Origin of the sequence: Gordonia sp. NPDC127522, assembly GCF_042672305.1 — a bacterium.
Lineage (GTDB): Bacteria > Actinomycetota > Actinomycetes > Mycobacteriales > Mycobacteriaceae > Gordonia > Gordonia hongkongensis.
This window is the reverse complement of record NZ_JBHXVK010000020.1, coordinates 52,561-76,968: the sequence shown is the minus strand read 5'-3', so window position 1 is coordinate 76,968 and position 24,408 is coordinate 52,561. Positions and strand designations below refer to the sequence as shown.

Sequence of the window (24,408 nt, the reverse complement as noted above, 5' to 3'; positions counted from 1 at the left end):
ACCCGTCGGCCAGCGTTTTCATCTCCTGTCGAACACCGTTGAGCGGTAACCAACCCGCGTATATCAGTCCGACAACACCGTCGCGAGTAACGACCACCACACACCGCGGCGGGTGGCCAACCCCACAACAGCCCCTGAGAAGGAGGCAATTTCGCCATGGGACTTGACAGAGCAGCACTACATATCAGCGACGAGCCTCGAAGGGTCTGGTGGGAATGTTCCTGTAGCCATTAGCCTTCGAGGCTCGCTTTACTCGCACCCTGGGGAGCGGCCGGCCGGCCCGGAAAAGCTCGTCCCCGTGAGCAGGGTCGAAGGGCAATGTGCCCTTCGATCCTGCTGAGGGGGACGCGAATTCACGCGTAGCGCCAGACCGCTGGAGCGGCCCGGCGTCGTCAACGCGGTTCCGGTCCGGTGACCAGCGGGAGCGACGGGTCGTTGGCCCACGCGGTCATCGAACCGTCGTAGACCGCGACGTCGTCGCGTCCGACGAGTGCGAGCGCGTGCGCGATCCCGGTGGCCGCGATGCCGCCTCCGCAGTACGTCACGACCTTGGTGTCGTCGGCCAGCAACCCGGCCGCTTCGAATTCCCGGCGTAGCTCCTCGACCGGGCGGAGGTCGCCGGTCTCGGCGTCGCGGATCGAGAACACCGGGAGATTCACCGATCCCGGGATGTGGCCCTGACGGGCGTACGTGGTGGTCTCACCGCGATAAGTCTCCTCGTCGAGGACGTTGACCAGCAGCGTCGACGGATCATCAAGCGCGGCAGCGACCTCCGTGGTCGAGCGCAACAGTTCGGGACGACGCGTCCCGTGAAAAGTACGCGGGGTGACGGTCGACTCGGCATCGGTCACCGGGGCGCCGGCCGCCTTCCAGGCCGGCAGGCCGCCGTCGAGCACGGTCACGGCGTCGAAACCCTCGAGTCGCAGGTGCCACCAGAAGCGCGTTGCCCAGAACCCCTCGAGCTGGTCGTACACCACGACGGTCGCCCCGTCTCCGATCCCCAACGCCGATGCGGCCGTGGCGAACTGCTCGGATGACGGGACCGTCCACGGTTCGGGGCTGTCGGCGTCGGCGAAGTCGGTCAGCAGATCGGCGAACACCGCACCCGGGATGTGTTCCGCGCGAAAGCACTCCGCTCCCGATTCGGGGACATATGGCCCCTCTTTCGGAATCGGGAGATGGGTGGTCGCGTCGACGATGACCACGGTGGGGTCGTCGAGCCGCTCCCGCAACCAGGCGACGTCGACCAGCGCGGGCAGGACAGAAGTACTCATCGGAACCTCTCGAGAAACGGGCAAAACACCCCCGACGTCACCGAGACTAGGTGCCCGTCGGCTTCTCGGCACCGTGCCGAATCTCACCGAGCACGACGGTTGACGCACGTACGCGACCCGGTGCGTCGTGTCGCGGCAGCGTGCGGACCCGTCGCCGTCAGGCGCGCTCGCGCATCACGCCCACGTGGCGGACCGTCCCGGAGATGCCCGGGATCTGTTTCACCGGCGACCAGGTGCGCATCCCATCGGTGCTGTCGGAGTAGAGGTATCGGCCGTTCCGGTAGGCGTCGAGGTACATCCGCCAGGCGCCGTTCGGTAGCTGGACGACGGCGGGACCCTCGACGAGACGACCCCAGTTGCCCGGCGGCACGAACCGGTAGGGCCCGAACAGCGAGCCCGAGACCGCGTGCTCGATGAACTTTCGCGTCTCGTTCTTGGTGAATGCATGATAGGTCGGCCCGACCTTGATGACCGTGGTGTCGATGTGGTCGGCGCCGATGCTCAACAGCGGCACGGGCGGACTCCACATCCGCAGCCCGGGATCGAGCGCCGTCATCACGTACGGGACGAAACCACCACCGGTCGACATCGACAGGATCACGTTGACCCGGCCACCCTCCACGAACCATTCTGGCGCCCAGGCCTTGGTCGTGAACGGCGACAACGACGGACCGTCACTCGAACCCGCTGACCCGGACGAGCCGGACGAACCTGATCCGCTCGACGAGCCGAATCCCTTGCCGTCACCGGTCCCCGGCAGGAACGCACAGCACAGCGGCACCGGCCAGTTGTACAGGAAGTTCCAGTTGACGCGGTCGCGGCTGCGCGCGAACCCGATGCTGGCCGCGTCTGCGGTCGTGTACGTCACGTAATACCAGCCGTCGGTGTGCCGGAAGATGCTCGCATCGCGGACGTACCCCGTCGGCGGCCGGTACGCGGACCTGCGCACCAGGGTGTACTCGAGGCCGTCGGAGGACTCGTACACGTCCATGTCGCGCGCACTCGCGTTGCTGAACGCGACCATCGTGTACCGCCAGCCCGAGGGCGCGGCGGCACTGTTCGCCGGCGTCGGGACGAGAAGTCCGGCCACCGCGAGCAACACCACGATGGCTGCGGAGAGCACGGTTCGTCTGGAAGGTGTCACCGATGCAGTATCGACGACGAACGGCGCACGATGTGCAACTTTCACCCGGAAGGTCGTCAGGTTCCGGCCGCACGGATCGACAGCGCGAATCCGTGCGGCCGGCGACGATCACCGGGTTCGACGAATCGCCGTATCCCTAGCTGCCGTTGGCATAGAGCGCCAGGAGCGGACCGATGAAGGCGAACAACATGGTGAGACCGAGTTCAGACGAGGACACTGGAGACCTTTCGACATGTGCCAACTGGATGGCCGACGAGCCCGACTGCGCGCATCGGCCAGGCAACACCATGTCATGCGACATGTCGTTTGTCAGGCGAATGATCAACTAAAACCGTTCCTGCACAGGGGATTTGACGTGACCGAGCGGCCATTCGTCTCAGTCAGGCGTCCCAGTCGTCCGTCTGCCCGACGCCCGCAGTCGGCTGTCGAGTTCGGCCATCAGGCGGGCCGCCCGTGATGCCCCGGCACCCGGTTTCCGGGTACCGACACAGCACATCGATGAGCTCGGGTGGTGTCCGGTCGCACACGGCCGCGATCATCTCGCTCCCCACCGCCGGATCTCCACCGCTCTCCAGTTCGGCGATGTACGCCCGGTTCACCGCGGCCCGCAGGATGTGACCGACCTGGTGCGCTTTCGCGATCGGATGCAGATATGCCGCCGCCGCCGAGTCGCCTGCGGCTTGGGCGGCCAGTCGGGCAGTCTCCGACGGCGCGTCCTTCGCGGCACGATGCGCCGCAAAGGCGGCCGTCCGCTGGCGCGTCGATCTGCGTGCGCCGGCGGCGAATTCCCGGGCCGCCTCGATGGCCGCGCGGGGACGCGGGTCGTCGGGCCGCGTTCGCTCGAAGACCGGCAGCACTTCTTCGGCCCACTCGGTCGCACAACGCACGACGACCCGCAAGTCGTCATCGGTCAACTCGAAGTCTGCCATCGGCCGAAACGCTAGCAGTGTCCTCACACGGTCGCCGACAACCCGCCGCCATCCGGATCGCGGAGCATCGAATGGACGACGAGGCCCGTGTCGACCGGAGTCGTTGCGGTGACGACGAACCCGCGACGTTCGTAGATCATCACATTGCGATCGTCGGAGGTCTCGAGCGCGACGCACACACCCGGAGGAGGAGTCCTGTCGTCGACCGCGGCGAGTCCGGCGCGGACCAGCGCGCTTCCCAACCCCTTGCCCTGGCGGTCCGGGTGGACTCCGAGTGTCGCCATGTTCCATGCGCCTGCCGGGTGCGCAGGGGTCTCGGCCCGGGCGACCGCGGCCAGCCGATCGCCGTGCAGGGCGGCCGCTTCGGCCTGAAACTGTCCATCCGGCTCCGGCACATCCGGGGGCAGCAGGGCGATCACGCCGCACCGGTCCGTGGTGACCAGCACGACACCGTGGTCGAAGGCGTATCCCAGATACATCCGTTGTAGTCGGTGCAACCGTTCCCGATAGCCGTCCTCGGGAATGGACCATCGAGTCCAGGGATAGGCGTCGAAAGCGGCGGCGAGAGTGCCGGCGGCATCGTCGAGATCCGCGATGATCGCGTGGTCGATGGAAATGTCACTGTCCTCGAGGGTTGAGTCGGATGCGGGTGGTCGGCGGGTCACATTACCGCGGAACCACATTCGGTCGACACTGATATCTCGTGGCGCGGGAAATCCGCAGTACACAGGTCAGAGACACCTGAGAGTCCGCGTCGAGCTTGTCAGCAAATCCGCAGGATTTCCGTAGCCCTGTTCACATGAGGCGCAGGCATCGTGGTGCCGTGAACACGCCCCAGACCCCCATGCCCGACGACGACCACGACCCGATCACCGAACCCTTTGCGCCGCCGCGCGGACCGGTGCCGCCGCCCGGGCCCTGGGCGATGAACCCGCAGGCCACCCCGCCGCCATTCGTCTCACCCCCGCCGCCTCCTCCGGTCGCGCGGCAGCGTGCCGGCGTTACGAAGCCGATCATCGTCACCGCGCTCCTCGCGGGACTGCTCGGCGGCGCCGTCGGCATGGGAGGCAGTTCGCTGCTCGGGCACGACGCCGCGTCGGTACCGATCCTCAACTCGCAACCGGCCGCCGCGGCCAATGCCGCCGACGCGCAACCCGGTTCGGTGACGTATGCCGCGAGCGTGGCGTCGAAGTCGACGGCCGACATCAAGGTCCAGACCGCGAACGGCACGGCAGTGGGCAGCGGTATCGTCCTCTCCCCCGACGGTTACGTCCTGACGAACCACCACGTCGTCGCCGGGGCCGGCTCCGGCAGCACGATTGTCGTCACCACCGGCGACGGGCATCAGCACAACGCCACCGTCACCGGGAACGCCCCGTCGTACGATCTCGCGGTCATCAAGCTCGAGGGTGCGTCGGGACTGACCCCGGCGGCACTCGGTGATTCGGATGCGCTGAAGGTCGGCCAGCAAGTGGTCGCCGTCGGCAGCCCGGACAGCCTGACCAACACGGTGACGTCCGGCATCGTCAGCGCGCTGTCGCGTACGGTGACCGCCGGCGACTCCAGTGGTTCGTCGCTCACCGTGTACAACGGTCTGCAGACCGACACCCCCATCAACCCGGGCAATTCCGGTGGGCCACTGGTGAATCTGCAGGGGCAGGTGATCGCGGTCAATTCGGCGGTGGACACCGGCCAGGCCGCGTCCGGTGGACCGCAGTCCTTCGGGTTGGGTTTCGCGATCCCGATCAACACCGCCAAGCGCATCGCCAATCAACTGTTGCAGGACGGTCAGGCCACCAAACCCGTGATGGGAGTGTCGGGTTCACTGTCGGCCGGCGACCGGACCGAGGGCGCGACCGTCTCGTCGGTGCAGCGTGGCGGGCCCGCGGCAGATGCGGGTATCCGGCAGGGCGACGTCATCACCAAGATCGGGGACACCACCGTCTCCGACTACGCCGACCTCATGGCGCAGATCCTCACCCACGAGCCGGGTGAGACCGTGCCGGTGACCACCGGTTCCGGTTCGGGTGCCCGGACGGTCCAGGTGAAGCTGGGCAGTGCCGTCGACGAGCAGGAGACGACGGTGCCGGAATCCGGCGGCGGATCGGGCGGTTCCCCGTTGCCGTTCGGCGGCAACCCCTTCGGCCAGAACCCGTGACCCGAGCTGCGCCGGATCAGCCCGGCGAGAGTCGTTGGGCGAGCATGACGAGGATGTCGCTCGGCCCGCGCACGTAGGTCAGTTTGTACACGTCCTCGTAGGTGGCGACGCCGCGCACGGGATGACACCCGTGCCGTGCCGCCACCTCGAGGGCCTCGTCGATGTCGTCGACCGAGAACGCCACCCGGTGCATCCCGATGTCGTTGGGCTGCGTGGGTGGCGTCTCGATGGCCTCGGGATGGATGTACTCGAAGAGTTCGAGCCGCCCGTGACCGTCGGGGGTCTGCAGCATCGCCATCTTCACGTGGTTGCCGTCGAGCCCGACCGCCGTGTCGGCCCACTCCCCGCGGACCGTGTCCCGGCCGATGACGTCGAGACCGAGGTCGGTGAAGAAGGCGATCGCGGCGTCGAGGTCACGCACGGCGATGGCGACGTTCTCGAGTGTGATGGACATGGAGGTCACGCTAGCAACGATGGGCGACGGCCATGAGCGTGTCGCGAGACCGTGCACGGCCGGCCGGCCGGGGATGGTCGGGCACTCGGCGCGGAGGGTTCAGCAGCAGGTATCGCTGAGGGATACCCATTGCTGAACCGTCAGCCGCGGTACTTGGTCAGCAGCTCCTGCGGAAGGTGGCACGCGCTCTCCGAATACCGTGCGAGCCGATCCTGGTGCTCGTCGGCGCTTCGCACATAGTTGGTCAGCGGAAGCACCTCGACGGCGATGCGATCCGCGTCGGCCCGCGCACCGATGAAGGCTCGCGCATGTTCGAGGTGCTCCGGCCGGTCGGAATACACACCGGTGCGGTACTTCTCGCCGACGTCGGGCCCCTGTCGGTTCACGCTGTATGGATCGATGATCTCGAAGAGGTGCGAGACCAACTGGTCGACGCTCACGACAGCCGGATCGAACCGAGTCCGCACGCATTCGGCGTAGCCGTCGTACTCACCGTCGAGGGTATGGCTCGCGCCGTTGGCCCGGCCGGCCTCGGTGAAGGTCACCCCCGGCAGCGTCGCGACGAATGCCTGCACACCCCACAGGCAACCGCCCGCGAGGTAGATCTCCTCGTTCGGCGGCACGGACGTCATCGCTTGTCTAGACGTTGAACCGGAACTCGACGACGTCACCGTCTTTCATGACGTAGTCCTTGCCCTCCATGCGCACCTTGCCGGCGGATTTGGCCGCGGCCATCGAGCCCGCGGCGTCGAGGTCGTCGAAGGAGACGATCTCGGCCTTGATGAAGCCCTTCTCGAAGTCGGTGTGGATGACCCCCGCCGCTTTGGGCGCGGTGTCGCCCTGGTGGATGGTCCAGGCGCGGGATTCCTTGGGGCCGGCCGTGAGGTAGGTCTGCAGGCCCAAGGTGTGAAAACCCGCGCGCGCCAACGAGGTCAGACCCGGCTCGTCCTGCCCGATGGAGTCGAGCAGCTCCTGGGCGTCCTCCTCGTCGAGTTCGAGGAGTTCGCTCTCGACCTTGGCGTCGAGGAACACCGCGTCGGCGGGTGCGACGGCGGCGCGCAGCTCCGCCTTACGGGCGTCGTCGGTGAGCACACCCTCGTCGGAGTTGAAGACGTAGAGGAACGGCTTCGCGGTCATCAGGTGCAGCTCGCGCACCGACGCCAGGTCGAACGAATCCTTCTGCGAGAACAGTGTTTTGCCGGTGTCGAGGATCTCCTGCGCCTTCTTGGCGGCAGCGAGGGTCTCGGCCAGGTCCTTGTTCTTGCGCGCGTCCTTCTCCAGACGCGGGATGGCCTTCTCGAGCGTCTGCATGTCGGCCAGGATCAGCTCGGTCTCGATGACCTCGATGTCGGCGAAGGGATCGACGCGACCGTCGACGTGGACGACGTCACCGTCGTCGAAGACCCGGACCACCTGGCAGATGGCGTCGGCTTCGCGGATGTTGGCGAGGAACTGGTTGCCCATGCCCTCACCTTCCGACGCACCCTTCACGATGCCGGCGATGTCGACGAAGGACACCGTGGCGGGCAGGATCCGCTCGCTGCCGAAGATCTCCGCGAGGCGGCCGAGACGGCTGTCCGGCAGTTCGACCACGCCGACGTTCGGCTCGATCGTCGCGAACGGGTAGTTCGCCGCGAGGACGTCGTTACGGGTCAGGGCATTGAACAGGGTCGACTTACCGACGTTGGGCAGACCGACGATTCCCAGGGTGAGACTCACGGGCGCCCAGTCTATCGGCAGGCAGCGCGACGCCCGGCGGGGCGTCGGTCCGAGGAGTCAGTCCCGGTCGAGCAACCCCTTCACCGGGTTCGGGGGATCCTTCGGCGGGTCATCGTTCGGAACACCGACCTGGGTCGTCACCGGTGTGTTCGCGGGTGGCAACGACTCGCCGGCCCGCTCGGCGATCTGCTCGTTCAGGTAGCGGAGCACCACGGCGAGCGAGGCCACGGCGGGAACCGCGAGGAACGCGCCGGTGATACCGAACAACGTGCCGCCCAAGGTCACCGACAGCAGCACGATCACCGCGTGCAGATCCATCGACTTCGACTGCAACCACGGCTGGAGCACGTTCCCCTCGAGTTGCTGCACCGCGAGGATGATGCCCAGCACGATCAGGGCCGTGGTCAGACCGTTGGACACGAGTGCGATCAACACCGCGAGCGCGCCGGCGACAAAGGCACCCACGATCGGGATGAATCCGCCGAGGAAGGTGATGACCACCAGCACAGACGCCAACGGGACGCCCAGGATGAACAGACCGAGACCGATCAGCGCGGCGTCGACGAAACTCACGATCGCCTGTGTGCGGATGAAGCCGCCGAGGCTGTTCCACATGCGGGTCAGCACCTCGCCGAGGTGTCTGCCCGAGGGCTTGCCGACGGTGCGGTCGAGCCACGGCACGAACTTCGGACCGTCCTTGAGGAAGAAGAACACGAGCACGAGCGAGGTGAACATCGTGATCAGCAGCGACGTCGCCGTTCCGACGCCGCTGAACACACCGGCCGCGATGGTCGACGCGCTCGACTGCAGTCGGTCGGTGATGGTGCTGACCATGTTGTCGAGCTGCTGGTCGTCGACGTTCAGCGGCGGACCCTGCACCCAGTCCTGCAGACGCTCCACACCATCGGTCGCACGGCTCGCCAGTTCGGGCGCCTGGTCGACGACCGACGGGACGATCAGCCCGATCACACCGGCGAACACACCCAGTCCGATGAGCATCATCAGGAACGACGCCGCGGCGGCCGGCACGCCCTTGTTGCGCATCCACCGCACCGGCGGCCACAGGATCGTGCACGCGATGATGGCCAGGAGGACCGGCAACAGGATCACCCAGAACTTGCCGAGCAACCAGAACAGCACCCACAGCGCGGCGGCCACCAACACGATCTGCGCGCCGACCGTCGCGCACGACCGCAGGCCGGTCATCATCACCTGGAGCCGGGTCGGATACGTCTTCTCACCGCCGCCGAGCACCGCATCGCCGCCGAGGACGGCGTCGGCACCGACCTTGGTGGTATCTGGTCTTGCGTCGGCGGACGAGTCGTCCGCGCGCTGATCGTCCGAGCTGTCGGTCACCCGAGGATCCTCACACATCGGCATGACAATGCGACATCGACGCGGCGACGGTCGTACGAACATGCGGTCCGTCCGACGACATGATCAGCGGCGGCGGAACTTCCGTCCGAGGTAACGAACCAGCGAGTTGATGGCCTCGAGTTCGGCGTCGACCTGGTTGAAGACGACCGGGGTGTCGTCGCGCCCGGCGGGCCCGGCGTCCGATTGCGGCGGGGGCTCGGCCGACGACGGAGCGCATCCGGCGGCCGGGGCGACCCGCTCGGCCCGCGCCGTGATGCCGAGCTCGGTTTCCTCGGCGCAGGCACGCCTGATCGTCTCCGGGCCGTAGAGGCCCATCATCATCTCCAGCCCCCACGCGGGGAGTCCGGACAGGGACTGGTCGTCGTGCCGACTTCTGCGGCGGCCATCGAACCGGGTGGTCATGGCGCCATGCTGCCACAGACATGTAACCCAGATCACACTTTTCGTCGGCTCAGTGGGATGCCGTCGCGATGTCCGATTCCCGCCAGACCGGGACGTCGACGGATGACACAGTGGACGGGTGAGCACAGGCACCGCAACAGAACCCGACACCGGGGGTTTCGCGCCGGACTTCGACCGGTGTTATCGCGCAGTGCAGGCCCGCGACGCCCGCTTCGACGGTCAGTTCTTCGTGACGGTCCGCACCACCGGCATCTACTGCCGTCCGTCGTGTCCGGCACAGACCCCCCGGCCCGCCAACGTGGCGTTCGTCCTCACCGCGGCGGCCGCCCAGCAGCAGGGTTTCCGTGCTTGTCGACGCTGCGCGCCCGACGCCGTTCCGGGGTCCCCGCTGTGGAACATCAACGCCGACATGTCGGCTCGCGCGATGCGGCTCATCGCCGACGGCGTCGTCGAGCGCGAAGGGGTCGACGGACTCGCGGCGCGTCTGAGGTATTCACCCCGGCACCTCACCCGCGTGCTGACCCGGCATCTCGGAGCCGGGCCGCTCGCGCTCGCCCGAGCACATCGCGCCACCAACGCCCGCGTGCTCATCCAGTGCACGACGATGCCGATGACCGACGTCGCGTTCGCCGCCGGATTCGCCAGCGTGCGCCAGTTCAACGACACCGTCCGCGCGGTTTTCGGGCTCACCCCCACCGAGCTTCGACGCCTGCACAGCCGCAGAAAGGATGCGATCGGCACCGATTCCGCCCCGGGAAGCGTCACCCTGCGCCTGCCGTTCCGCGCGCCGTATCGCTGGCCATGGATGCGCTGGTTCCTGGACGCGCACGCCGTGGCCGGGGTCGAATCCGTCGTCGACGCCCCGGACAGTCCGCACGGCTGGCGTTACCGCCGGGTCCTCGCCCTACCCCACCGAACGGCGTCGGCGGAGGTGGAGCCGCAGGACGACCACGCCGTCGTCGCCCTTCACGGACTGGACATGCGTGACGTGGGGGTCGCGGTCAACCGGATCCGGCGTCTGCTCGACCTCGACGCCGACATCACCGCGGCCGAGGACGCACTGGCCGCCGACGCCACGATGCAGCGGCTGCTGCGCCGGGCGCCGGGCCTCCGTGCGCCCGGCAGCCTCGACCCGGCCGAGACGATCATCCGGACCATGCTCGGTCAGCAGGTGAGTCTCGCCGCCGCGCGCAACCAGGTGAACCGGCTCGTCGAGGCCCTCGGCGAACCGGTCGGCGACGCCTTCGCCACCCCGTCCGAGACGGCGACGACAGTTGACGGTCCGGCGTCGAAGTCCTTCCCGACGCCGGGTGTCATCGCCGCCCGTGGACACGAGGTCCTCCGCGGCCCGCGGCGGCGGATCGATGCCGTGATCGGCGTCGCGGCGGCACTCGCCGAAGGTCGGGTGGAACCGCATGTGGGGGTCGATGCGTCTGATCTTCGTGCCCAGCTTCTCGAGTTGCCCGGCATCGGCCCCTGGACCGCCGACATCGTCACGATGCGAGTCACCGGCGATCCCGACGTCCTGCTCACGAACGACCTCGTGGTCGTCCGGGCAGCCGCCGACCTCGGGATCGATCTGCGGGACACGCGGCACTGGGCGCCGTGGCGCTCGTACGCGACCATGCACCTGTGGCGACACCGACTCGACGCCGCCGGACAGGCCGTGTGACGAGCAGTGAGCAGACTCCGATGACCCGCATCTCATAGCGATCTCTCTTCCGATCACATCCCCAGCGATCCGCAAGGAGCGACAATGTCCGCACCGACCACCACCACCGCCGCCTCCGGGCCCGACACCCCTGAACCGGGGAGCGCCCAAACCATCGGCCGCACAATGACAGTCGGCGGCTACGCCACCGTCACCACTCCCAGCGGGGCGTTCACCGTCGTCGCCGATCCCGACCACCGGGTCCTGGCGTCGGGGTGGACCGACGATCCCGCCTACCTGACGGCGCTCGTCCACCGCGCGCTACGCCCGGAATCGGTCCAGCCATCGGCCGCGCTCGGCACCATCACCGACGCCGTGTCGGCGTACTACGACGGCGATCTCGCCGCGCCGTCGCGGATTCCGGTCGTCCAGCGCTCCGGCGGGACCTTCCTCGGTCCGGCCTGGGACGCTCTGCGCCTGGTCGAGGCCGGGAACCCCGTCACCTACACCCGCTTCGCCGAGCTGGCCGGTCAGCCGGCGGCGGTCCGGGCCGCGGCAGCCGCCTGCGCGCGCAACGCGGCTGCCCTGTTCGTGCCCTGCCACCGGGTGAAGCGCAGCGACGGAAGCCTCGGCGGATTCCGCTACGGCCTGCCCACCAAGCAGTGGCTGCTCGACTTCGAGGCCGGCGCGCTGAGCGGCCCGGACGAACGGAGCGGTTCCGACGACCGATAGTGCCCGTCGCCCGCGGTCCGGCCGAACTTGTCGGGGGTGTCCGACACCATCGACGACATGACTGCTGCCGCCCTCTCGCTCGTCGTCGGCCTCGCCCTGGGGATCGCCCTGGGCTGGTGGGCGCACGCCGCTCGCAGTGCCGCGACCGTGGCGGCGGCTCGCGCCGAGGTGGAGATGCTGCGCGCCGCGCGCGACGATGTCGCGTCCTCGTTGTCGTGGGCCACCGAGGACGCGGCGCGCCGGCAGTCGTCGGCGATCGGCAGTTCGGTTGCGCACATCGTCGAGCCGTTGCGCGCCAACCTCGCGCAGCTCGCCGACGAACTGCGCCGGGTCGAGAACAACCGGATCGGCGCGTACGCCGGACTGACCGAGCAGGTGCGCGGGATCCACTCGGCATCGATCGCGCTCAACGACCAGACCCGCCAGCTCGCCAACGCGTTGCACAGCCCGCACGCCCGCGGCCGGTGGGGTGAGGTCCAGCTCGAGCGCGTGGTCGAGCTCGCCGGCATGACCAAGCATTGCGACTTCAGCACCCAGGTGTCGGTCACCGACCCCTCCGATACGAACGGTTCGGGAAACGGCCGGGGTGCCACCACGCTGCGGCCGGACCTCGTCGTCCACCTCGCCGGCGGCCGCGACATCGTCGTGGACGCCAAGGTGCCCCTCGACGCCTACCTGCGGGCGGCCGAGGCCACCGAGACGTCGGTTCGCGACAAACTCATCCGCGAACACGCTCGCGCCCTGCGCGCGCACATCGCACGACTGTCCGCGAAGTCCTACTGGTCCGCCTTCGACAACACCCCGGAGATGGTGGTGCTGTTCGTGCCCGGCGACGTCGTCCTGGAAGCCGCCGCCCGCACCGACCCCGACCTCCTCGAGTTCGGCTTCGCACGCAACGTCGTCATCGCCACCCCGACCACCCTCATCGCATTGCTACGGACCGTCGCACTGGGATGGCGTCACGATGCGATGGCTCGCGACGCCGCGGTCATCCACGATCTCGGTCTGCAGCTTCATCAGCGGCTCGCCGGGGTGCTCACTCACCTCGGCAACCTCGGCACGTCGCTGCAGCGCACGGTCGACGCCTACAACTCGACGATCGGTTCGGTGGACAGTCGCCTCGGCGTCACCGCACGCCGGTTGGCCGAGCTCGACGCCCTGGGCGATGTCCCGGACGCCCCACGACCACCGGTGATCCACGACACCTGCCGCCCGGCGGGGCCGACCGCCCGGCCTGGGACGGCGCCGGAGGCGGCATCGACGCCCCGGTCCGGGGGTGAAACGATTTCTGTCGAGGACCCGGTACCGTGACCATGTGCCTTCCCCGCAACGTCTCCAAACCGCGGTACCAGTGGACCAGCAGTCGGTCCTGCCCGCGGTCCGCGGTGTGCCGTGGTGGGGCGCCGTTCTCCTGGCCACCGGGATCACGGGCCTCGGTGCGGCCATCGACGCCGGCAGCAACGATTCGCTGGGCTCGATCTACAAGTTCTGTTACCTCGTCGGATGTGTGATCGCCGCGCTGGCGGTGCGTCGTCGTGCCCTGTTCACCGCCGCCGCGCAGCCCCCGCTCATCGCCTTCTTCGTCAGCATCGTCACCCTGTACGGCCTCAATTCCGAGCAGGCGTCGTCGGGACTGAAGAGCCTCGTCTTCAATGTCCTGCTCCCCATCGCGGCGGACTTCCCCTGGATGTTGACGACGTTCCTCGTGACCCTGGGGATCGTGCTCGCCCGGTGGTTCCTGACCCGCGAGGCCGCCGAGCCGCCGAAACGCCGGGCCGCGAGCCGCGACAAGGCGGGCCGGACGCCCACGAGCAGGTCCGCGACCGGGAGCGGCGACACCGACCGGCCATCGGGCCGCGCGGCAACGCATCGTCGCGCCAAGGGAGCAGGCTCGTCCGGAGCCGCCACCGAGGTCCCGTCGGCGTCTCCCGAGAAGAACCGATCGGCAGCGCAGTCCTCGCCCTCCTCGACCAAGGCCGCGCCGGGATCGCGGCCGAAACCGCGCTCGACCGGCGCTCCGGACCGGCCGTCCGCGACGTCCCGCTCGGCGACGAAGGGTTCGCGTACCGCAACGGGCGCGCCGCGACCGACGGTCGCCGACCTCGCGGCCCCCGACCTCACGCCGTCGGACGCCGCGCCCGCGCCGCGCCGCCCGGACATCCCGACATATGAGTCGGCAACCGACATCCCCCCGGCCGGAGTCGCCGACACGCGGTCCTGAGCCTCAGCTCGCGACGTTGCGTTCCAGCCAACGCCCCAGCCGACGCGCTGCGGCGTCGACGAGCGCGGGCCACTCCATCGCACCCTCGTCCGCGTTGTCGGTGACCGCCTTGATCAGGCGGCAGGGCACGCCGAACTCGGCACTCACGTGGGCGACCGCGCATCCCTCCATGTCGACGAGGTGGGCATGCTGGGCGAGTTCGCGCCGACGAACCGGATCCGCGACGAAGGTGTCCCCGGACGCCAGCACCGTTCCGTCGCCGCCGGGTAGCTCCCAGCGGTCGGTCATCTCGTAACCCATCGCCCGTAATTCGGTGCTGCTGATGTCGTGTTCGAGCACGGCCGACGGGAGGAACAGACCCAACTCGGCGTCGCCGCTCACACCGTCGCGCAGGGCCCCCGCGGTACCGATGTTGATGACCTCGGAGACCGGCGCCCCGCCGGCGAGTTCCCGGCTCAGCGCCATCGTCGCGCGCACCTTGCCGATGCCCGTCACGAGCACGCGCATCCCGGGCGGCACATGTCTGGCCTCGGCCCGCGTCGCCGAGACGACGAGGACACCGGATCTGGGCAGCGCGTTGTGAGTCACGCCGACGATTATGGCGTGTGTCAGCCGCGGGCGAGCGCGGCGGACGCTCGCGCCGCGCGGCCCAGCGACGAGCCGTATCCGGGTCCGTGGCCGGCCGCGTGCACGGCGAGCGGATGCAGTTGGTGGACGTCGACGCGGTCCTGCCAGCCGGGGACGAGCGGGTGCGCGTCTCGATAGCCGTCGAGGACCGCATCGAGGTGCGGGCACCCGAACAGTGCAAGCATCGCCAGATCGGTCTCCCGATGACCGCCGTGCGCGGCCGGGTCGATCATCACGACGCCCCGCGGAGTCCACATCACATTCCCGTTCCAGAGATCGCCGTGGATGCGTGCCGGCCCCTCGTCGTCGTCGAACACGCCGTCCGCGATCAGGACACATGCGTCGCGGACCGCGTCCTCGTCCTCGGTCGTGAGGTTCCCGGCCGCGCGCGCCGGGGCCAGATACGGTTCCACCCGTTCCCGGACATAGAACTCACCCCACGACCGGTATTCGACCGAGCTCAGCTCTCGGCGACCGATGAACAGCTGACCGGAGAACGGTGTTCCGTCCGCATCGGCAGGCGGGGAACCGAACTGCGGGGCGCCCGCGTCGTGCATCCGAGCGAGCGCGGCCCCGAACTCCCGTGCCACTTCGGGCGATGGCCGATCGCGTTCGAGGCGTTCGAGTTCGATGGCGTCTTCGCTCACCGAGATCACCCGTACGACAGGCGCTCCCGACGCCGACAGCCAGCGCAACCCGGCGGCTTCGGCCGCGAAGAAGTCGGGATGACCGCCCCGCGGGCCGCTCTCGCGCAGCGTCTTGGTGAAGGCGGGACTCACCGGGAGGAATGCTCGTCGGTCGCCGTCGCCTCGAGACTCTTCGCACTCACTCGCGCGAGCCGGTCGAAACGATCGTTGGCGACTCGCATCGCGATCTCATACGGCAGTGCGAACTTTCGCGCCCACCAGTACCCGAACCGGATGTCGAACGAGGTGTAGACCATGAAGCGGTTCTTTCGAATCCCGGTCAGGATCGCCGCCGCCGCCACGTCGGGCGACACCGCGACCTTGTGAAATCCGTTGATGGCGGCCTTGACCCGCGGGTTCTCGCGGTCGATGCCGACGATCTCCACGGAGTCGACCAGCGGCGTGTCCACCCCGCCGGGGCATACCAGGGACACCCCGATCCCGTGACGCCGCAGATCGAATCGAAGGACCTCCGACACGCCCCGCAGCCCGAACTTGCTGGCGCTGTATGCGGCGTGCCACGGCAGCGCCAGTAGGCCGGCGGCCGACGACACGTTCACGATGTGTCCGCCGCGCCCCCGTCGGATCATCTGCGGCACAAAGCTTTCGATGATGTGAATCGGCCCCATCAGGTTGACGTCGACCAGCTTCCGCCAGTGCCGGTGTTCGAGATTCTCCACCGTTCCCCACGCCGAGATCCCGGCGATGTTCATCACCACGTCCATGACGCCGACCTCGGCGTCGACCTGGCGGGCGAACCCGGCCACCCAGTCGAAGTCCGAGACGTCCCCGGCCACGTGGTAGAGGACCGTTCCGTCGGCCGCGGTGATGGCCGCGACGACCTCGTCGAGCTGATCCGCGTGCAGGTCGGTGAGCACCAGTTCGGCGCCCCGGGCGGCGGCGGCCTGGGCGGTGGCCCTGCCGATTCCGCTCGCCGCGCCGGTGATGAGGACCTTGCGGCCACGCAGCGACGGCACCGGGGTGTCCATGAACAGCAGCTCTCTGAGACCCATGACGCGAGGTTAGCCGTCCGCCGCGGCGGACCTCAGCCGATCGACGGATCGCCCACGCCGGATCGGGCCGCGCGCCGGCGACGTCAGCCGATCGGCAGTTTCCCGTCGAAGAGCGCGTAGACGATGGTCAGCATCGCCTTGAGCACTTGTGCGGACACGTCCTGGCCCTGGGTCATCAGCAGCCGCGCCACGGCTTCGGGGTCCTCGGTGGCGAGGAGATGCTCGACGAAGGGGATGACCGAGGACAGTCCGCTGGCGTCGTCCGTCGGCACCGACGGCGCCGGGCCCGCTCCGGTGGCGGCGTTCCCGTTGACGTAGTTCAGGATGCCGTCGGTGATCGCCATGGCGTACTTGACCTGACCGTCCCGGCCGGCGAGCGCCTTGGCCTCACCGGGGTTGGCGAGGTTGCCCATCTCGATGAACACCGCCGGGACCTTGGTCAGGTTCACCGCGGCGATGTCCGGACGGGTCTGGATCCCGTCGCGGACGCCGGCGTAGTTCGCCGAGGGGAACCCGGCCTTGACGAAGGCGTCGCGCATGGTGGTCGAGGCCTTGCGTCCCTCGCCGGACTGCACGCGGTCGACGGTGGCATCCGGGACCGGCAGCGACGGCACGATCATGTGGAAGCCCTTCTTGGACTCGTCGGCTCCCCGCGCCGTCGAGTCGGCGTGCAGGCTGACCGCGACCGCGGCTCCGGAGCGACTGGCCGCGGCGGCGCGTTCGTCCACACAACCGCCCCAGCCGGTGTCGTCCGGCCGGCTCAGGACCACACGAGCCCCCTGGCTCTCGAGGCCGGCCTTCACGAGTTGCCCGATCTGCCAGTTGACCGTGTGCTCCTTGGCGCCGTTCACACCGGTCGCGCCGCTGGTCTGGCAGTCCTTCTTGCCACCGCGCCCGTCCGGCACCTGTGCCCTGAGGTCGTGACCGGCGGCCGAGGCCTGGTGACCGGGGTCGAGGAAGATCGTCTTCCCCGCCAGTGCCGTCCCGCGGGCGGGGGCCGCTTCGGCGGGCGCGGCGACCACATTCGAGGCGACCGCCATCGACGTGGCGGCCACCATGGCGAAGCCGATCGTGGCAAGGCGTTGGGCTGTCGTCTTTCGGAACATTGCGCTGTCGAGGCCGCGACGCGCCGAGGCGCTGGTCACTTGCCTCACTCCCTCCCGTTGAGTACCACTGGTCACACTGGTCACAGACATAACAGTGAAACAAACGAATGCGGGATTCCGAAATGGTCGTCCTGGGACAACGGCATTTCGTTAGGGAGCTGTGACCTCTCCGATCGGCGTGTCGAGCGTGTCGCGGGTCAGTCCGCCAGGTGCCGCAGGATTCCGAGGATGCCGTTCTCGTCCGCAGCGTCCTCCGGTCGGGCGACGGCGGCCTCCAGTTCGGCGCGCACGGCCGCCTCGTCGAGACCGCGCCCGATCGCGACGAGTTCGGTGGCCGGACGCCGCGCTTCCCAGGATTCGCGCATCACGCGCACGAAGCCGCCGACTCCGTGCACGACGAACCGCTGCCGATGCCTCGGTACGTCGAAGTGGACGATTCCTTTGATCCGGAAACAGCCACTGGGCGGACGTTCGAGAAATCGCGCCAGGCGCCGCGGATCCATCGGCCGGTCGCTGGAGAACGACACCGACTCGTATTCAGCGTGCAGATGCTCGTGGTCAGCGTGACCCGCGTCGTCGAGCAGCAACTCGTCGAAGGCCATCTGGCCGGACCGAGCCTGCGCGACGTCGCGCTGAACGACATCGAACAGCAGCGCCGGATCGATCGCGGCATTCCGGGTCGCCACCCGCGGTGCGGTCGCATTGAGTTGTGCGACAAGCTCTTCGACGACGCGCCGGGACTCATCCGGGATCAGGTCGACCTTGTTGACGAGCACGAGGTCGGCGATCGCGACGTGCGAGTCCAGCTCCGGATGCGTACCGCGCACCTCCTCGACATGCGCGGCGTCGACCACGTAGACCAGTCCGCCGTAGCGGAGTCGTGCGTCCGCCACCGACGTCACCATCCGGATGAGCGCTTTGGGTTCGGCGATCCCGCTCGCCTCGATCACGATGGCGTCGATCCCCGCGCTCGGACGAACCAGCGAGGTGAGCGCGTCCGCGAGGCCGTCGGCGTCGACGGTGCAGCACATGCACCCGTTCCCGAGGCTCACCGTGCCGTCCGCCTGCGCCGAGACGAGCAGCGCATCGATGTTCACCTTGCCGAAGTCGTTGACCAGCACGCCCAGCCGGGTGCCGGTGCGCCCGGCAGACCGCAACAGATGATTGAGCAGTGTCGTCTTTCCCGAACCCAGATACCCGGCCACCACGACGACCGGAACCGGACCGCGGCGATCGGGGGTCTTCGCAGCGCTCATCACCGGCGGTCGGGTTCCAGACAGTCCGCACAGATCACGGCGAGGTCGCGGCCGTCTCGATCGGGGTGATTGGCGACATTGCTCGTCGGACGACGGCATTCGACGCAGCGGCCGAGCACCTCCGCGTGGTCGGAGAACTCCACGCCCATGCGGTCGTCGAAGACGTAGAGCGAACCCTGCCAGAGCCCGTCGTCGCCGTACCGCTCGCCGTAACGCACGATGCCGCCGTCGAGTTGGTAGACCTCGGCGAACCCGCGGTTCCGCATCACCGTGCTGAGGACCTCGCAGCGCACGCCGCCCGTGCAGTACGTGACGATCGGCCGGTCCTTGAGGTGATCGAACGCGCCGCTCTCGATCAACGGCACGAAGTCCCGGGTGGTGCGCGCCTTGGTCGTGACCGCGCCGGCGAATCGCCCGACCTCTGCCTCGATCTCGTTGCGCCCGTCGAAGAAGACCACGTCGTCGCCGCGGGCGTCCACGAGCTCGTGCACCTGCTCCGGACTCAGCCGTGTTCCGGTGCCGACGACCCCGTTCTCGTCGACCTCGATCTCGTCCGGAACCCCGAAGGTCACGATCTCGGGCCGGACGCGCACGCTCAACCGCGGGAAGTCCCGGCCCGTGCCGTCGGACCATTTGATGTCCGCCCCCGCGAACCCGGGGTACGCGCGGGTCGTCCTGACGTAGCGTTTGACCGCGGCGATGTCGCCACCGACGGTGCTGTTGATCCCTTGGCGTGACACGATGATCCTGCCCCGGACCCCGAGCGACTCGCACACCGCCAGCTGCCACAACCGGATGGCCTCGGGATCGGGCAGCGGAACGAAGACGTAGAACAGGACGATCTTGGGGGTCGGCACAGTGCAAGGGTACGGAAATCGGCGACCCCGCCCCGAATCCACATCACGGTCCCGCGACCGCCGATTCCTACGCGTGATCTGCGCAACCGCGGCAATCGGGACTCTGACCGTTTCGGTCGCACTCGCCGGATGCTCCCTGCCGTCGGACTCCGGCCCGTCCCGAATCGTCATTCCGCCCACCGACGAGTTGTCGACGGTGACCGAAATCGAGTCCTCGTCGACGACATCGACCACCGGCGAGGACTCGGCGCGGAATCTGCCCGACTGGACAATCGGGCGAGTCGTCGCAATGGCACCACGCGTCGACAACTCGCGTTTCCACCAGGGCTCGGTGACGGAGGATTCGCCGCTGCAGGACTCGTCCGGTTTCCATTTCTCGACGCCGGATCGGGCGGTGAATTGCTCGACCGGTACCAACGGTTCGTCGGCCCTCGCCTGTCGGATCGATGAGGATGCGGACGACGATTCCTCGGCGGAACGCCCGTCGTCCGACTCGGGCGCCTGCGACTGGGCCCGGGATTACGCCGTCCTGGGACCGGATGGACCGCAGCGCGGTGCGTGCGCCAATCGATATCCCGTTCTGTATCGCAGTTCAATTGTCGACTTCGGTCGCACAATTTCGATATCACGATTTTCTTGTCTCGTTGAGACCGTCGGTATGTTCTGTCTCGAATCGCGTTCTCAATCAGGATTCGCAATCACCCCGAACGGTTACCAAACCATCTATGCAGCAGATCGGGCGCCCGAAGCGTTGGTGAGCGTGTCGCCCGAGGAATCGGACGAATCGTCCCGGCGGACGACCGTGGCTGTGCCCACGAGCTAGACCACACCTACTTCGAACCGGTCCGCCACTGCGCGTAACCCGCCGTCGAGACCAGCATGGATCCGACTTGTCAACAAACGGACGTGTCTCGACTTCCCTAACGCTATTCAATGATTTATGGTCTAGGCGGGGGTTCTCAGCAAGTACTCATGGTTTGAGTCTAAGCTGTGCACAGTTGGAATAGATCAAAACGGGGGGACGCAGGTTTTCGGGCCTTGCACGTCCGTCTTGGTCGGATGACACAATTCGAGGGGACAAGCAATTCATGGCGAAAAAGGAAATCGTTCAGGTCATCGACGATCTCGACGGTAAGGTGCTGGATCAGTACGAAACCGTCCGGTGGTCACTCGATGGAAAGAACTACGAGTTCGACACTTCGTCGAAGCACGCGCAGCAATTCCGCGATTCGCTGTCGAAGTACCTCGACATCTCCCGCCAGACCGGTCGCGTGACCAAGCGCACCGCAACGGCGTCGACTGCGACCGGGGGCGGACGCAACAAGGAGACCACCAAGGCGATTCGTGAGTGGGCCATCCGCGAAGGTTACGAACTGAGTGATCGCGGTCGCATCCCACAGAGCATCATCGAGGCCTTCGAAGCCGCACACTGATCGGTCAGACCTGACCGTCATCACACATGAGACCTGTTGCCCGGCCGCCTTTCGCGGGCCGGGCAACAGGCGTTGAAAGGGCTGTTCGCCGATGAGGCCCCTGACCCCGCTGTCGGCTCCGGTGGACCCGATTCGCGCACTCGAGCGCATCTCGTGGCTGCTCGAGCGTCGTCGGGAGAGCACGTACCGCGTGGAGGCCTTCCGCCGCGCCGGGCAGGCGGCCGCCGGACTCGACCCGTCCGAGCTACACGCGCGGGCTGACGCCGGCACTCTCACCGCGATCAAGGGAATCGGCAAGACCACCGCGGCGGTCATCGCCGAGGCCGCCGACGGTGAGCTACCGGGGTACCTCGCACGTTTGCAGGCCGAAGATCCACCCCTCGCCCCCGACGGCGCCGAGGGCCTCGTCGAGGCCGTTGTCGGCGACCTGCACGCCCACACCGACTGGAGCGACGGCGGGGCGCCCATCGACGAGATGGCCGCGGCTGCGGAGGCCTCCGGCCACGACTGGCTCGCGATCACCGACCACTCGCCGCGCCTCACGGTCGCGAACGGACTGAGCCCGGAACGGCTCGCCGCCCAGATCGAGGCGATCGACAACTGGAACACCGGTCACAGCAGCCACTTTCGTCTCTTCCGTGGAATCGAGATCGACATCCTCGACGACGGAACGCTCGATCAGACCGACGAGATGATCGCCCGACTCGACGTCGTGACCGCATCCGTGCACTCCAATCTGCGCATGGCGCACGACGCCATGACCGACCGGCTCATCGCCGCGGTCTCCGACCCACGGGTGCACGTCCTCGGCCACTGCACCGGCCGGCGAGTGCTGAGCGGCCGGGGCCACCGACCACCCTCGACCTTCGACGCCGAGGCCGTGTTCGCCGCCTGCGCGGCCCACGACACCATCGTGGAGATCAACTCCCGTCCGGAGCGGGTCGACCCGCCCGACGAACTGATCGAGATCGCCGACGACGCGGGCTGCCTGTTCGCGATCGACTCCGACGCCCACGCACCCGGGCAACTCGACTTCAAGATCCTCGGCGCGCGGCGGGCCGTCGACCACGGCATCGACCCCGACCGGATCGTCACGACATGGTCGTCGGACCGGTTGTCGGAGTGGCTCGCCCGCTGAGCTGTCCCGCTGGGCCCGAGCAGCCCAGAACATGCTGTCAGCTCAGGGCCTCGACCCGGTCCCGGATCACCGGCAGCACACCTTCGGCGAACCAGTGCGCTTCCTCGATGTGCGGATAGCCCGACAGGATGAAGTGGGAGAAGCCCTCGGATTCGTACTCGCCGATCAGCGCCGCGACCTCGTCGTAGCTGCCGACGAGCGCGGTGCCGGCTCCCCCACGGATGAGCCCGACCCCCGCCCACAAGCCGGGATGGATCTCGAGCGCATCGCGACGTCCGCCGTGGAGTTCGGCCATCCGACGCTGACCGGTCGAGTCCGAGACCGAGTGCAGGGCGAACGCGGTCTCGATCTCGTCGTCGGAGATCCCCTGCAGCAGTGTGGCGGCGACCCGCCACGCCTCCTCGGAGGTCTCGCGGGCGATGACATGCAGCCGCACACCGTATTCGAGCGACCGGCCGACCGTCTCGGCGCGTCGCGCCACCTCCGCGATCTTCTCTCCGGCCACCGCCGGCGGCTCGCCCCACGTGAGGTAGACCTGGGCACGCGAGGCCGCAACGGTCAGTGCCGGGTCCGACGACCCGCCGAAGTAGATCCGCGGTGGATCGGTCGGCGGATCCGCGAGGAACGCCCCGGCGATCCGGTAGAACTCTCCGTCGAAGTCGACGGTCTCACCGGACCAGAGCCGGTCGACGATCTGCACGAACTCGTCGGTGCGCGCGTAACGGCGGTCGTGGTCGACCCAGTCACCGAACCGGCGTTGCTCGACCTCGTCACCGCCGGTCACGATGTTGACCGCGATCCGTCCACCCGAGAATCGCTGGAGCGTCGCCGCCTGCTGTGCGGCCAGGGTCGGCGAGATCAGCCCGGGGCGGAATGCGACGAGGAAGGTCAACTGCTCGGTGTGGGTGATCGCGGCGGCCGTGGTCAGCCACGCGTCCTCACACCAGGTTCCGGTCGGGGTCAGGACACTCTCGTAGCCGAGCCGATCGGCGGTGCGTGCGACATCGATCAGGTACGGCAGGTCTGGCGCACGGTAACCCGGAGGGTGCCGTTTCGTCGCCGATGCATGTGAGGCTCCGACGATCCCGCGGCTGTCACCGGCGGTCGGCAGAAACCAGTGGAAATGGCTCATGGGCGTGTTCCCTTTCTCGCACCACTAGGACTGGGGCGTGCCGAACAGCGGTGCCAGGGCCTCGTCGTAGCGGTTGTCGACGAACTTCGCGAGGTCGACCTGCCCCTGGAGTTGCCCGGAGTCGGCGAAGGCATCGGCGAGCTCCTGCTCCGACGCCACGACGCTGTCGTCGAGTGCGATCGCGGGTCGAAGGCTGCGGCCCTGGGCGATCGCGCCGGCCCGCGGGTCGATTCCGACCTCGGCGGAGTACTGCTCGGCCCACTCTTCCGGGTTGGCCTTGGCCCAGTTGGCGGCCCGCGCGATCCCGAGGGCCAGTTCCCGTACCGCGGTGTTGCGACGCGGGTCGGCAAGCGCCTCGTCGCCCGCGATCCCGAAACCGTAACCGTTCGATACGCCTTCGGCCGTGACGAGCGTCTTCGGGTTGTTCTCGAGCTGGACGATCGCGGTGTACGGGTCCCAGATCGCCCATGCGTCGACGTTCCCGGAGGTGAACGCCGACAACGCATCCGCGGGCTGCAGGAAGACCGGCTCGACGTCCTTGCCGGGCCCCAGGGTCAGATTCACCTTGTTCAGTTGCAGCAGCAGATGTCCGTGGGCCGAGCTGCCCTTCGCCACGGCGACCTTCTTGCCCTTGAGGTCGGCGACCGAGGCCAGTGTCGACGTTCCCGGGATCAGGATCGCGTCGCCGCTGGCGTTGTTCGCGTACCCGGTGACGATCTTGACCTTCGCGTTCGCGGCGGCGCCGAAGATGGGCGGCGTGTTCCCGGTGACCGCGAAGTCGATCTTGCCTGCGGTGGCGGCCTCGATCTGCGGCGGGCCGGAGGTGAAGGTGGAGAATTCGATGGTGAACGGGAGCTTCTCGAGTTCGCCCGAGGCGCGCAGTAGGGCTTCGGTGCCGCCCTTCTGGTCTCCGACTCGGAGGGTCAGGTCCTGCAGTGAGGCGACGTCGACCGTCTCGTTCGCGATCGATTCGGCGGTGTCCTCCCGCTGCACACAGCCCGCGAGGCCCAGGGTCAGGGCGGCGGTGGCCAGCACGGCGGCGAGCACGCGGCGCCGTCGGGCCCGGGATGCGCGCACGGAAAGATGGTGGTGTGTCATC

The 24,408-nt window shown here is 68.2% G+C and carries 25 protein-coding genes; 8 read left to right on the top strand and 17 right to left on the bottom strand.

What is annotated here, in order from left to right; all coding sequences use genetic code 11:
- Positions 1-392: 392 nt before the first annotated feature.
- The 4 genes from ACFVHY_RS21815 to ACFVHY_RS21800 all read right to left on the bottom strand — a co-directional run bounded on the left by ACFVHY_RS21815 (position 393) and on the right by ACFVHY_RS21800 (position 4,012).
- Positions 393-1,274 (bottom strand): sulfurtransferase, encoded by an 882-nt coding sequence (locus tag ACFVHY_RS21815; protein ID WP_390275415.1) that lies wholly within the window; start codon positions 1,272-1,274, stop codon positions 393-395.
- A gap of 157 nt (positions 1,275-1,431) precedes the next feature.
- Entirely contained in the window at positions 1,432-2,418 is a 987-nt protein-coding gene (locus tag ACFVHY_RS21810) for an arabinofuranosidase (protein ID WP_390275414.1), read from the bottom strand.
- A gap of 380 nt (positions 2,419-2,798) precedes the next feature.
- Complete coding sequence (locus ACFVHY_RS21805) at positions 2,799-3,347, bottom strand: putative immunity protein (protein WP_390275412.1); 549 nt, start codon at positions 3,345-3,347, stop codon at positions 2,799-2,801.
- Positions 3,348-3,370: 23 nt separating this feature from the next.
- Entirely contained in the window at positions 3,371-4,012 is a 642-nt protein-coding gene (locus ACFVHY_RS21800; protein ID WP_390275410.1) for a GNAT family N-acetyltransferase, read from the bottom strand.
- Positions 4,013-4,146: 134 nt separating this feature from the next.
- On the opposite strand from ACFVHY_RS21800, the gene ACFVHY_RS21795 reads away from it, so the two are divergent.
- The gene (locus ACFVHY_RS21795) at positions 4,147-5,505 is read left to right on the top strand and encodes a S1C family serine protease (RefSeq protein WP_390275408.1); all 1,359 of its coding nucleotides are present in this window, start codon (positions 4,147-4,149) and stop codon (positions 5,503-5,505) included.
- Between the two features lie 16 nt (positions 5,506-5,521).
- Here the strand turns inward: ACFVHY_RS21795 and ACFVHY_RS21790 are convergent, their stop codons facing one another.
- From ACFVHY_RS21790 to ACFVHY_RS21770, 5 genes are all read right to left on the bottom strand, one after another.
- Positions 5,522-5,959 carry a VOC family protein gene (locus tag ACFVHY_RS21790; RefSeq protein ID WP_078113685.1) on the bottom strand — a complete coding sequence of 146 codons (438 nt, stop codon included), beginning with the start codon at positions 5,957-5,959 and terminating at the stop codon, positions 5,522-5,524.
- Between the two features lie 140 nt (positions 5,960-6,099).
- A complete protein-coding gene (locus tag ACFVHY_RS21785) occupies positions 6,100-6,591 on the bottom strand; it encodes a peptide-methionine (S)-S-oxide reductase (RefSeq protein ID WP_390275406.1) in 492 nt (163 codons plus the stop codon).
- A 7-nt stretch (positions 6,592-6,598) separates the two neighbouring features.
- On the bottom strand, positions 6,599-7,678 hold the full coding sequence (gene ychF, locus ACFVHY_RS21780; protein WP_065631064.1) for a redox-regulated ATPase YchF: 1,080 nt from the start codon (positions 7,676-7,678) through the stop codon (positions 6,599-6,601).
- 57 nt (positions 7,679-7,735) lie between these two features.
- Positions 7,736-9,034 (bottom strand): AI-2E family transporter, encoded by a 1,299-nt coding sequence (locus ACFVHY_RS21775; RefSeq protein ID WP_390275404.1) that lies wholly within the window; start codon positions 9,032-9,034, stop codon positions 7,736-7,738.
- 84 nt (positions 9,035-9,118) lie between these two features.
- A complete protein-coding gene (locus ACFVHY_RS21770) occupies positions 9,119-9,457 on the bottom strand; it encodes a hypothetical protein (protein ID WP_338855506.1) in 339 nt (112 codons plus the stop codon).
- 118 nt (positions 9,458-9,575) lie between these two features.
- On the opposite strand from ACFVHY_RS21770, the gene ACFVHY_RS21765 reads away from it, so the two are divergent.
- The 4 genes from ACFVHY_RS21765 (at position 9,576) to ACFVHY_RS21750 (ending at position 14,061) form a co-directional block, all read left to right on the top strand.
- Complete coding sequence (locus tag ACFVHY_RS21765) at positions 9,576-11,129, top strand: DNA-3-methyladenine glycosylase 2 family protein (protein ID WP_390275402.1); 1,554 nt, start codon at positions 9,576-9,578, stop codon at positions 11,127-11,129.
- Between the two features lie 84 nt (positions 11,130-11,213).
- Positions 11,214-11,840, top strand: coding sequence for a methylated-DNA--[protein]-cysteine S-methyltransferase (locus ACFVHY_RS21760; RefSeq protein ID WP_390275400.1), 627 nt, complete (start codon positions 11,214-11,216; stop codon positions 11,838-11,840).
- A gap of 57 nt (positions 11,841-11,897) precedes the next feature.
- On the top strand, positions 11,898-13,151 hold the full coding sequence (locus tag ACFVHY_RS21755; RefSeq protein ID WP_390275398.1) for a DNA recombination protein RmuC: 1,254 nt from the start codon (positions 11,898-11,900) through the stop codon (positions 13,149-13,151).
- Between the two features lie 4 nt (positions 13,152-13,155).
- Complete coding sequence (locus tag ACFVHY_RS21750; RefSeq protein WP_390275396.1) at positions 13,156-14,061, top strand: DUF6542 domain-containing protein; 906 nt, start codon at positions 13,156-13,158, stop codon at positions 14,059-14,061.
- A 3-nt stretch (positions 14,062-14,064) separates the two neighbouring features.
- Here ACFVHY_RS21750 and ACFVHY_RS21745 read toward each other — a convergent pair whose 3' ends face one another.
- The 6 genes from ACFVHY_RS21745 to ACFVHY_RS21720 form a co-directional block, all read right to left on the bottom strand.
- Positions 14,065-14,649 (bottom strand): nucleosidase, encoded by a 585-nt coding sequence (locus ACFVHY_RS21745; RefSeq protein ID WP_390275394.1) that lies wholly within the window; start codon positions 14,647-14,649, stop codon positions 14,065-14,067.
- Positions 14,650-14,669: 20 nt separating this feature from the next.
- On the bottom strand, positions 14,670-15,467 hold the full coding sequence (locus tag ACFVHY_RS21740; RefSeq protein WP_390275393.1) for a fructosamine kinase family protein: 798 nt from the start codon (positions 15,465-15,467) through the stop codon (positions 14,670-14,672).
- Positions 15,464-16,387, bottom strand: coding sequence for an SDR family oxidoreductase (locus tag ACFVHY_RS21735; protein WP_068971852.1), 924 nt, complete (start codon positions 16,385-16,387; stop codon positions 15,464-15,466). The genes ACFVHY_RS21740 and ACFVHY_RS21735 overlap by 4 nt, the downstream gene beginning before the upstream one ends.
- A gap of 83 nt (positions 16,388-16,470) precedes the next feature.
- Positions 16,471-17,493 carry an N-acetylmuramoyl-L-alanine amidase gene (locus ACFVHY_RS21730; protein WP_390275422.1) on the bottom strand — a complete coding sequence of 341 codons (1,023 nt, stop codon included), beginning with the start codon at positions 17,491-17,493 and terminating at the stop codon, positions 16,471-16,473.
- A 197-nt stretch (positions 17,494-17,690) separates the two neighbouring features.
- Complete coding sequence (locus ACFVHY_RS21725) at positions 17,691-18,749, bottom strand: CobW family GTP-binding protein (protein ID WP_390275390.1); 1,059 nt, start codon at positions 18,747-18,749, stop codon at positions 17,691-17,693.
- Complete coding sequence (locus tag ACFVHY_RS21720) at positions 18,749-19,606, bottom strand: rhodanese-related sulfurtransferase (protein WP_390275389.1); 858 nt, start codon at positions 19,604-19,606, stop codon at positions 18,749-18,751. The genes ACFVHY_RS21725 and ACFVHY_RS21720 overlap by 1 nt, the downstream gene beginning before the upstream one ends.
- Before the next feature lies 1 nt (position 19,607).
- On the opposite strand from ACFVHY_RS21720, the gene ACFVHY_RS21715 reads away from it, so the two are divergent.
- From ACFVHY_RS21715 to ACFVHY_RS21705, 3 genes are all read left to right on the top strand, one after another.
- Positions 19,608-20,429 (top strand): hypothetical protein, encoded by an 822-nt coding sequence (locus ACFVHY_RS21715; RefSeq protein WP_390275388.1) that lies wholly within the window; start codon positions 19,608-19,610, stop codon positions 20,427-20,429.
- A gap of 265 nt (positions 20,430-20,694) precedes the next feature.
- Positions 20,695-21,039 carry an Lsr2 family protein gene (locus tag ACFVHY_RS21710; RefSeq protein ID WP_058252466.1) on the top strand — a complete coding sequence of 115 codons (345 nt, stop codon included), beginning with the start codon at positions 20,695-20,697 and terminating at the stop codon, positions 21,037-21,039.
- 91 nt (positions 21,040-21,130) lie between these two features.
- Positions 21,131-22,177, top strand: a complete 1,047-nt coding sequence (locus tag ACFVHY_RS21705) for a PHP domain-containing protein (RefSeq protein WP_390275387.1) — start codon at positions 21,131-21,133, stop codon at positions 22,175-22,177.
- A 37-nt stretch (positions 22,178-22,214) separates the two neighbouring features.
- On the opposite strand, the gene ACFVHY_RS21700 is transcribed toward ACFVHY_RS21705, so the two are convergent.
- Positions 22,215-23,309: an LLM class flavin-dependent oxidoreductase gene (locus ACFVHY_RS21700; RefSeq protein ID WP_390275386.1), complete on the bottom strand. Its 1,095-nt coding sequence runs from the start codon at positions 23,307-23,309 to the stop codon at positions 22,215-22,217.
- 24 nt (positions 23,310-23,333) lie between these two features.
- The gene (locus tag ACFVHY_RS21695; protein WP_390275385.1) at positions 23,334-24,407 is read right to left on the bottom strand and encodes an ABC transporter substrate-binding protein; all 1,074 of its coding nucleotides are present in this window, start codon (positions 24,405-24,407) and stop codon (positions 23,334-23,336) included.
- Position 24,408 lies beyond the last annotated feature (1 nt).

Coding starts and splice junctions, on each gene's coding strand:
- ACFVHY_RS21815 (WP_390275415.1), bottom strand. CDS start 1,274: ATGAGTACTTCTGTCCTGCCCGCGCTGGTCGACGTCGCCTGGTTGCGG.
- ACFVHY_RS21805 (WP_390275412.1), bottom strand. CDS start 3,347: ATGGCAGACTTCGAGTTGACCGATGACGACTTGCGGGTCGTCGTGCGT.
- ACFVHY_RS21795 (WP_390275408.1), top strand. CDS start 4,147: ATGAGGCGCAGGCATCGTGGTGCCGTGAACACGCCCCAGACCCCCATG.
- ACFVHY_RS21790 (WP_078113685.1), bottom strand. CDS start 5,959: ATGTCCATCACACTCGAGAACGTCGCCATCGCCGTGCGTGACCTCGAC.
- ACFVHY_RS21785 (WP_390275406.1), bottom strand. CDS start 6,591: ATGACGTCCGTGCCGCCGAACGAGGAGATCTACCTCGCGGGCGGTTGC.
- ACFVHY_RS21770 (WP_338855506.1), bottom strand. CDS start 9,457: ATGACCACCCGGTTCGATGGCCGCCGCAGAAGTCGGCACGACGACCAG.
- ACFVHY_RS21760 (WP_390275400.1), top strand. CDS start 11,214: ATGTCCGCACCGACCACCACCACCGCCGCCTCCGGGCCCGACACCCCT.
- ACFVHY_RS21755 (WP_390275398.1), top strand. CDS start 11,898: ATGACTGCTGCCGCCCTCTCGCTCGTCGTCGGCCTCGCCCTGGGGATC.
- ACFVHY_RS21735 (WP_068971852.1), bottom strand. CDS start 16,387: ATGGGTCTCAGAGAGCTGCTGTTCATGGACACCCCGGTGCCGTCGCTG.
- ACFVHY_RS21730 (WP_390275422.1), bottom strand. CDS start 17,493: ATGTTCCGAAAGACGACAGCCCAACGCCTTGCCACGATCGGCTTCGCC.
- ACFVHY_RS21725 (WP_390275390.1), bottom strand. CDS start 18,749: ATGAGCGCTGCGAAGACCCCCGATCGCCGCGGTCCGGTTCCGGTCGTC.
- ACFVHY_RS21710 (WP_058252466.1), top strand. CDS start 20,695: ATGGCGAAAAAGGAAATCGTTCAGGTCATCGACGATCTCGACGGTAAG.
- ACFVHY_RS21705 (WP_390275387.1), top strand. CDS start 21,131: ATGAGGCCCCTGACCCCGCTGTCGGCTCCGGTGGACCCGATTCGCGCA.
- ACFVHY_RS21700 (WP_390275386.1), bottom strand. CDS start 23,309: ATGAGCCATTTCCACTGGTTTCTGCCGACCGCCGGTGACAGCCGCGGG.
- ACFVHY_RS21695 (WP_390275385.1), bottom strand. CDS start 24,407: ATGACACACCACCATCTTTCCGTGCGCGCATCCCGGGCCCGACGGCGC.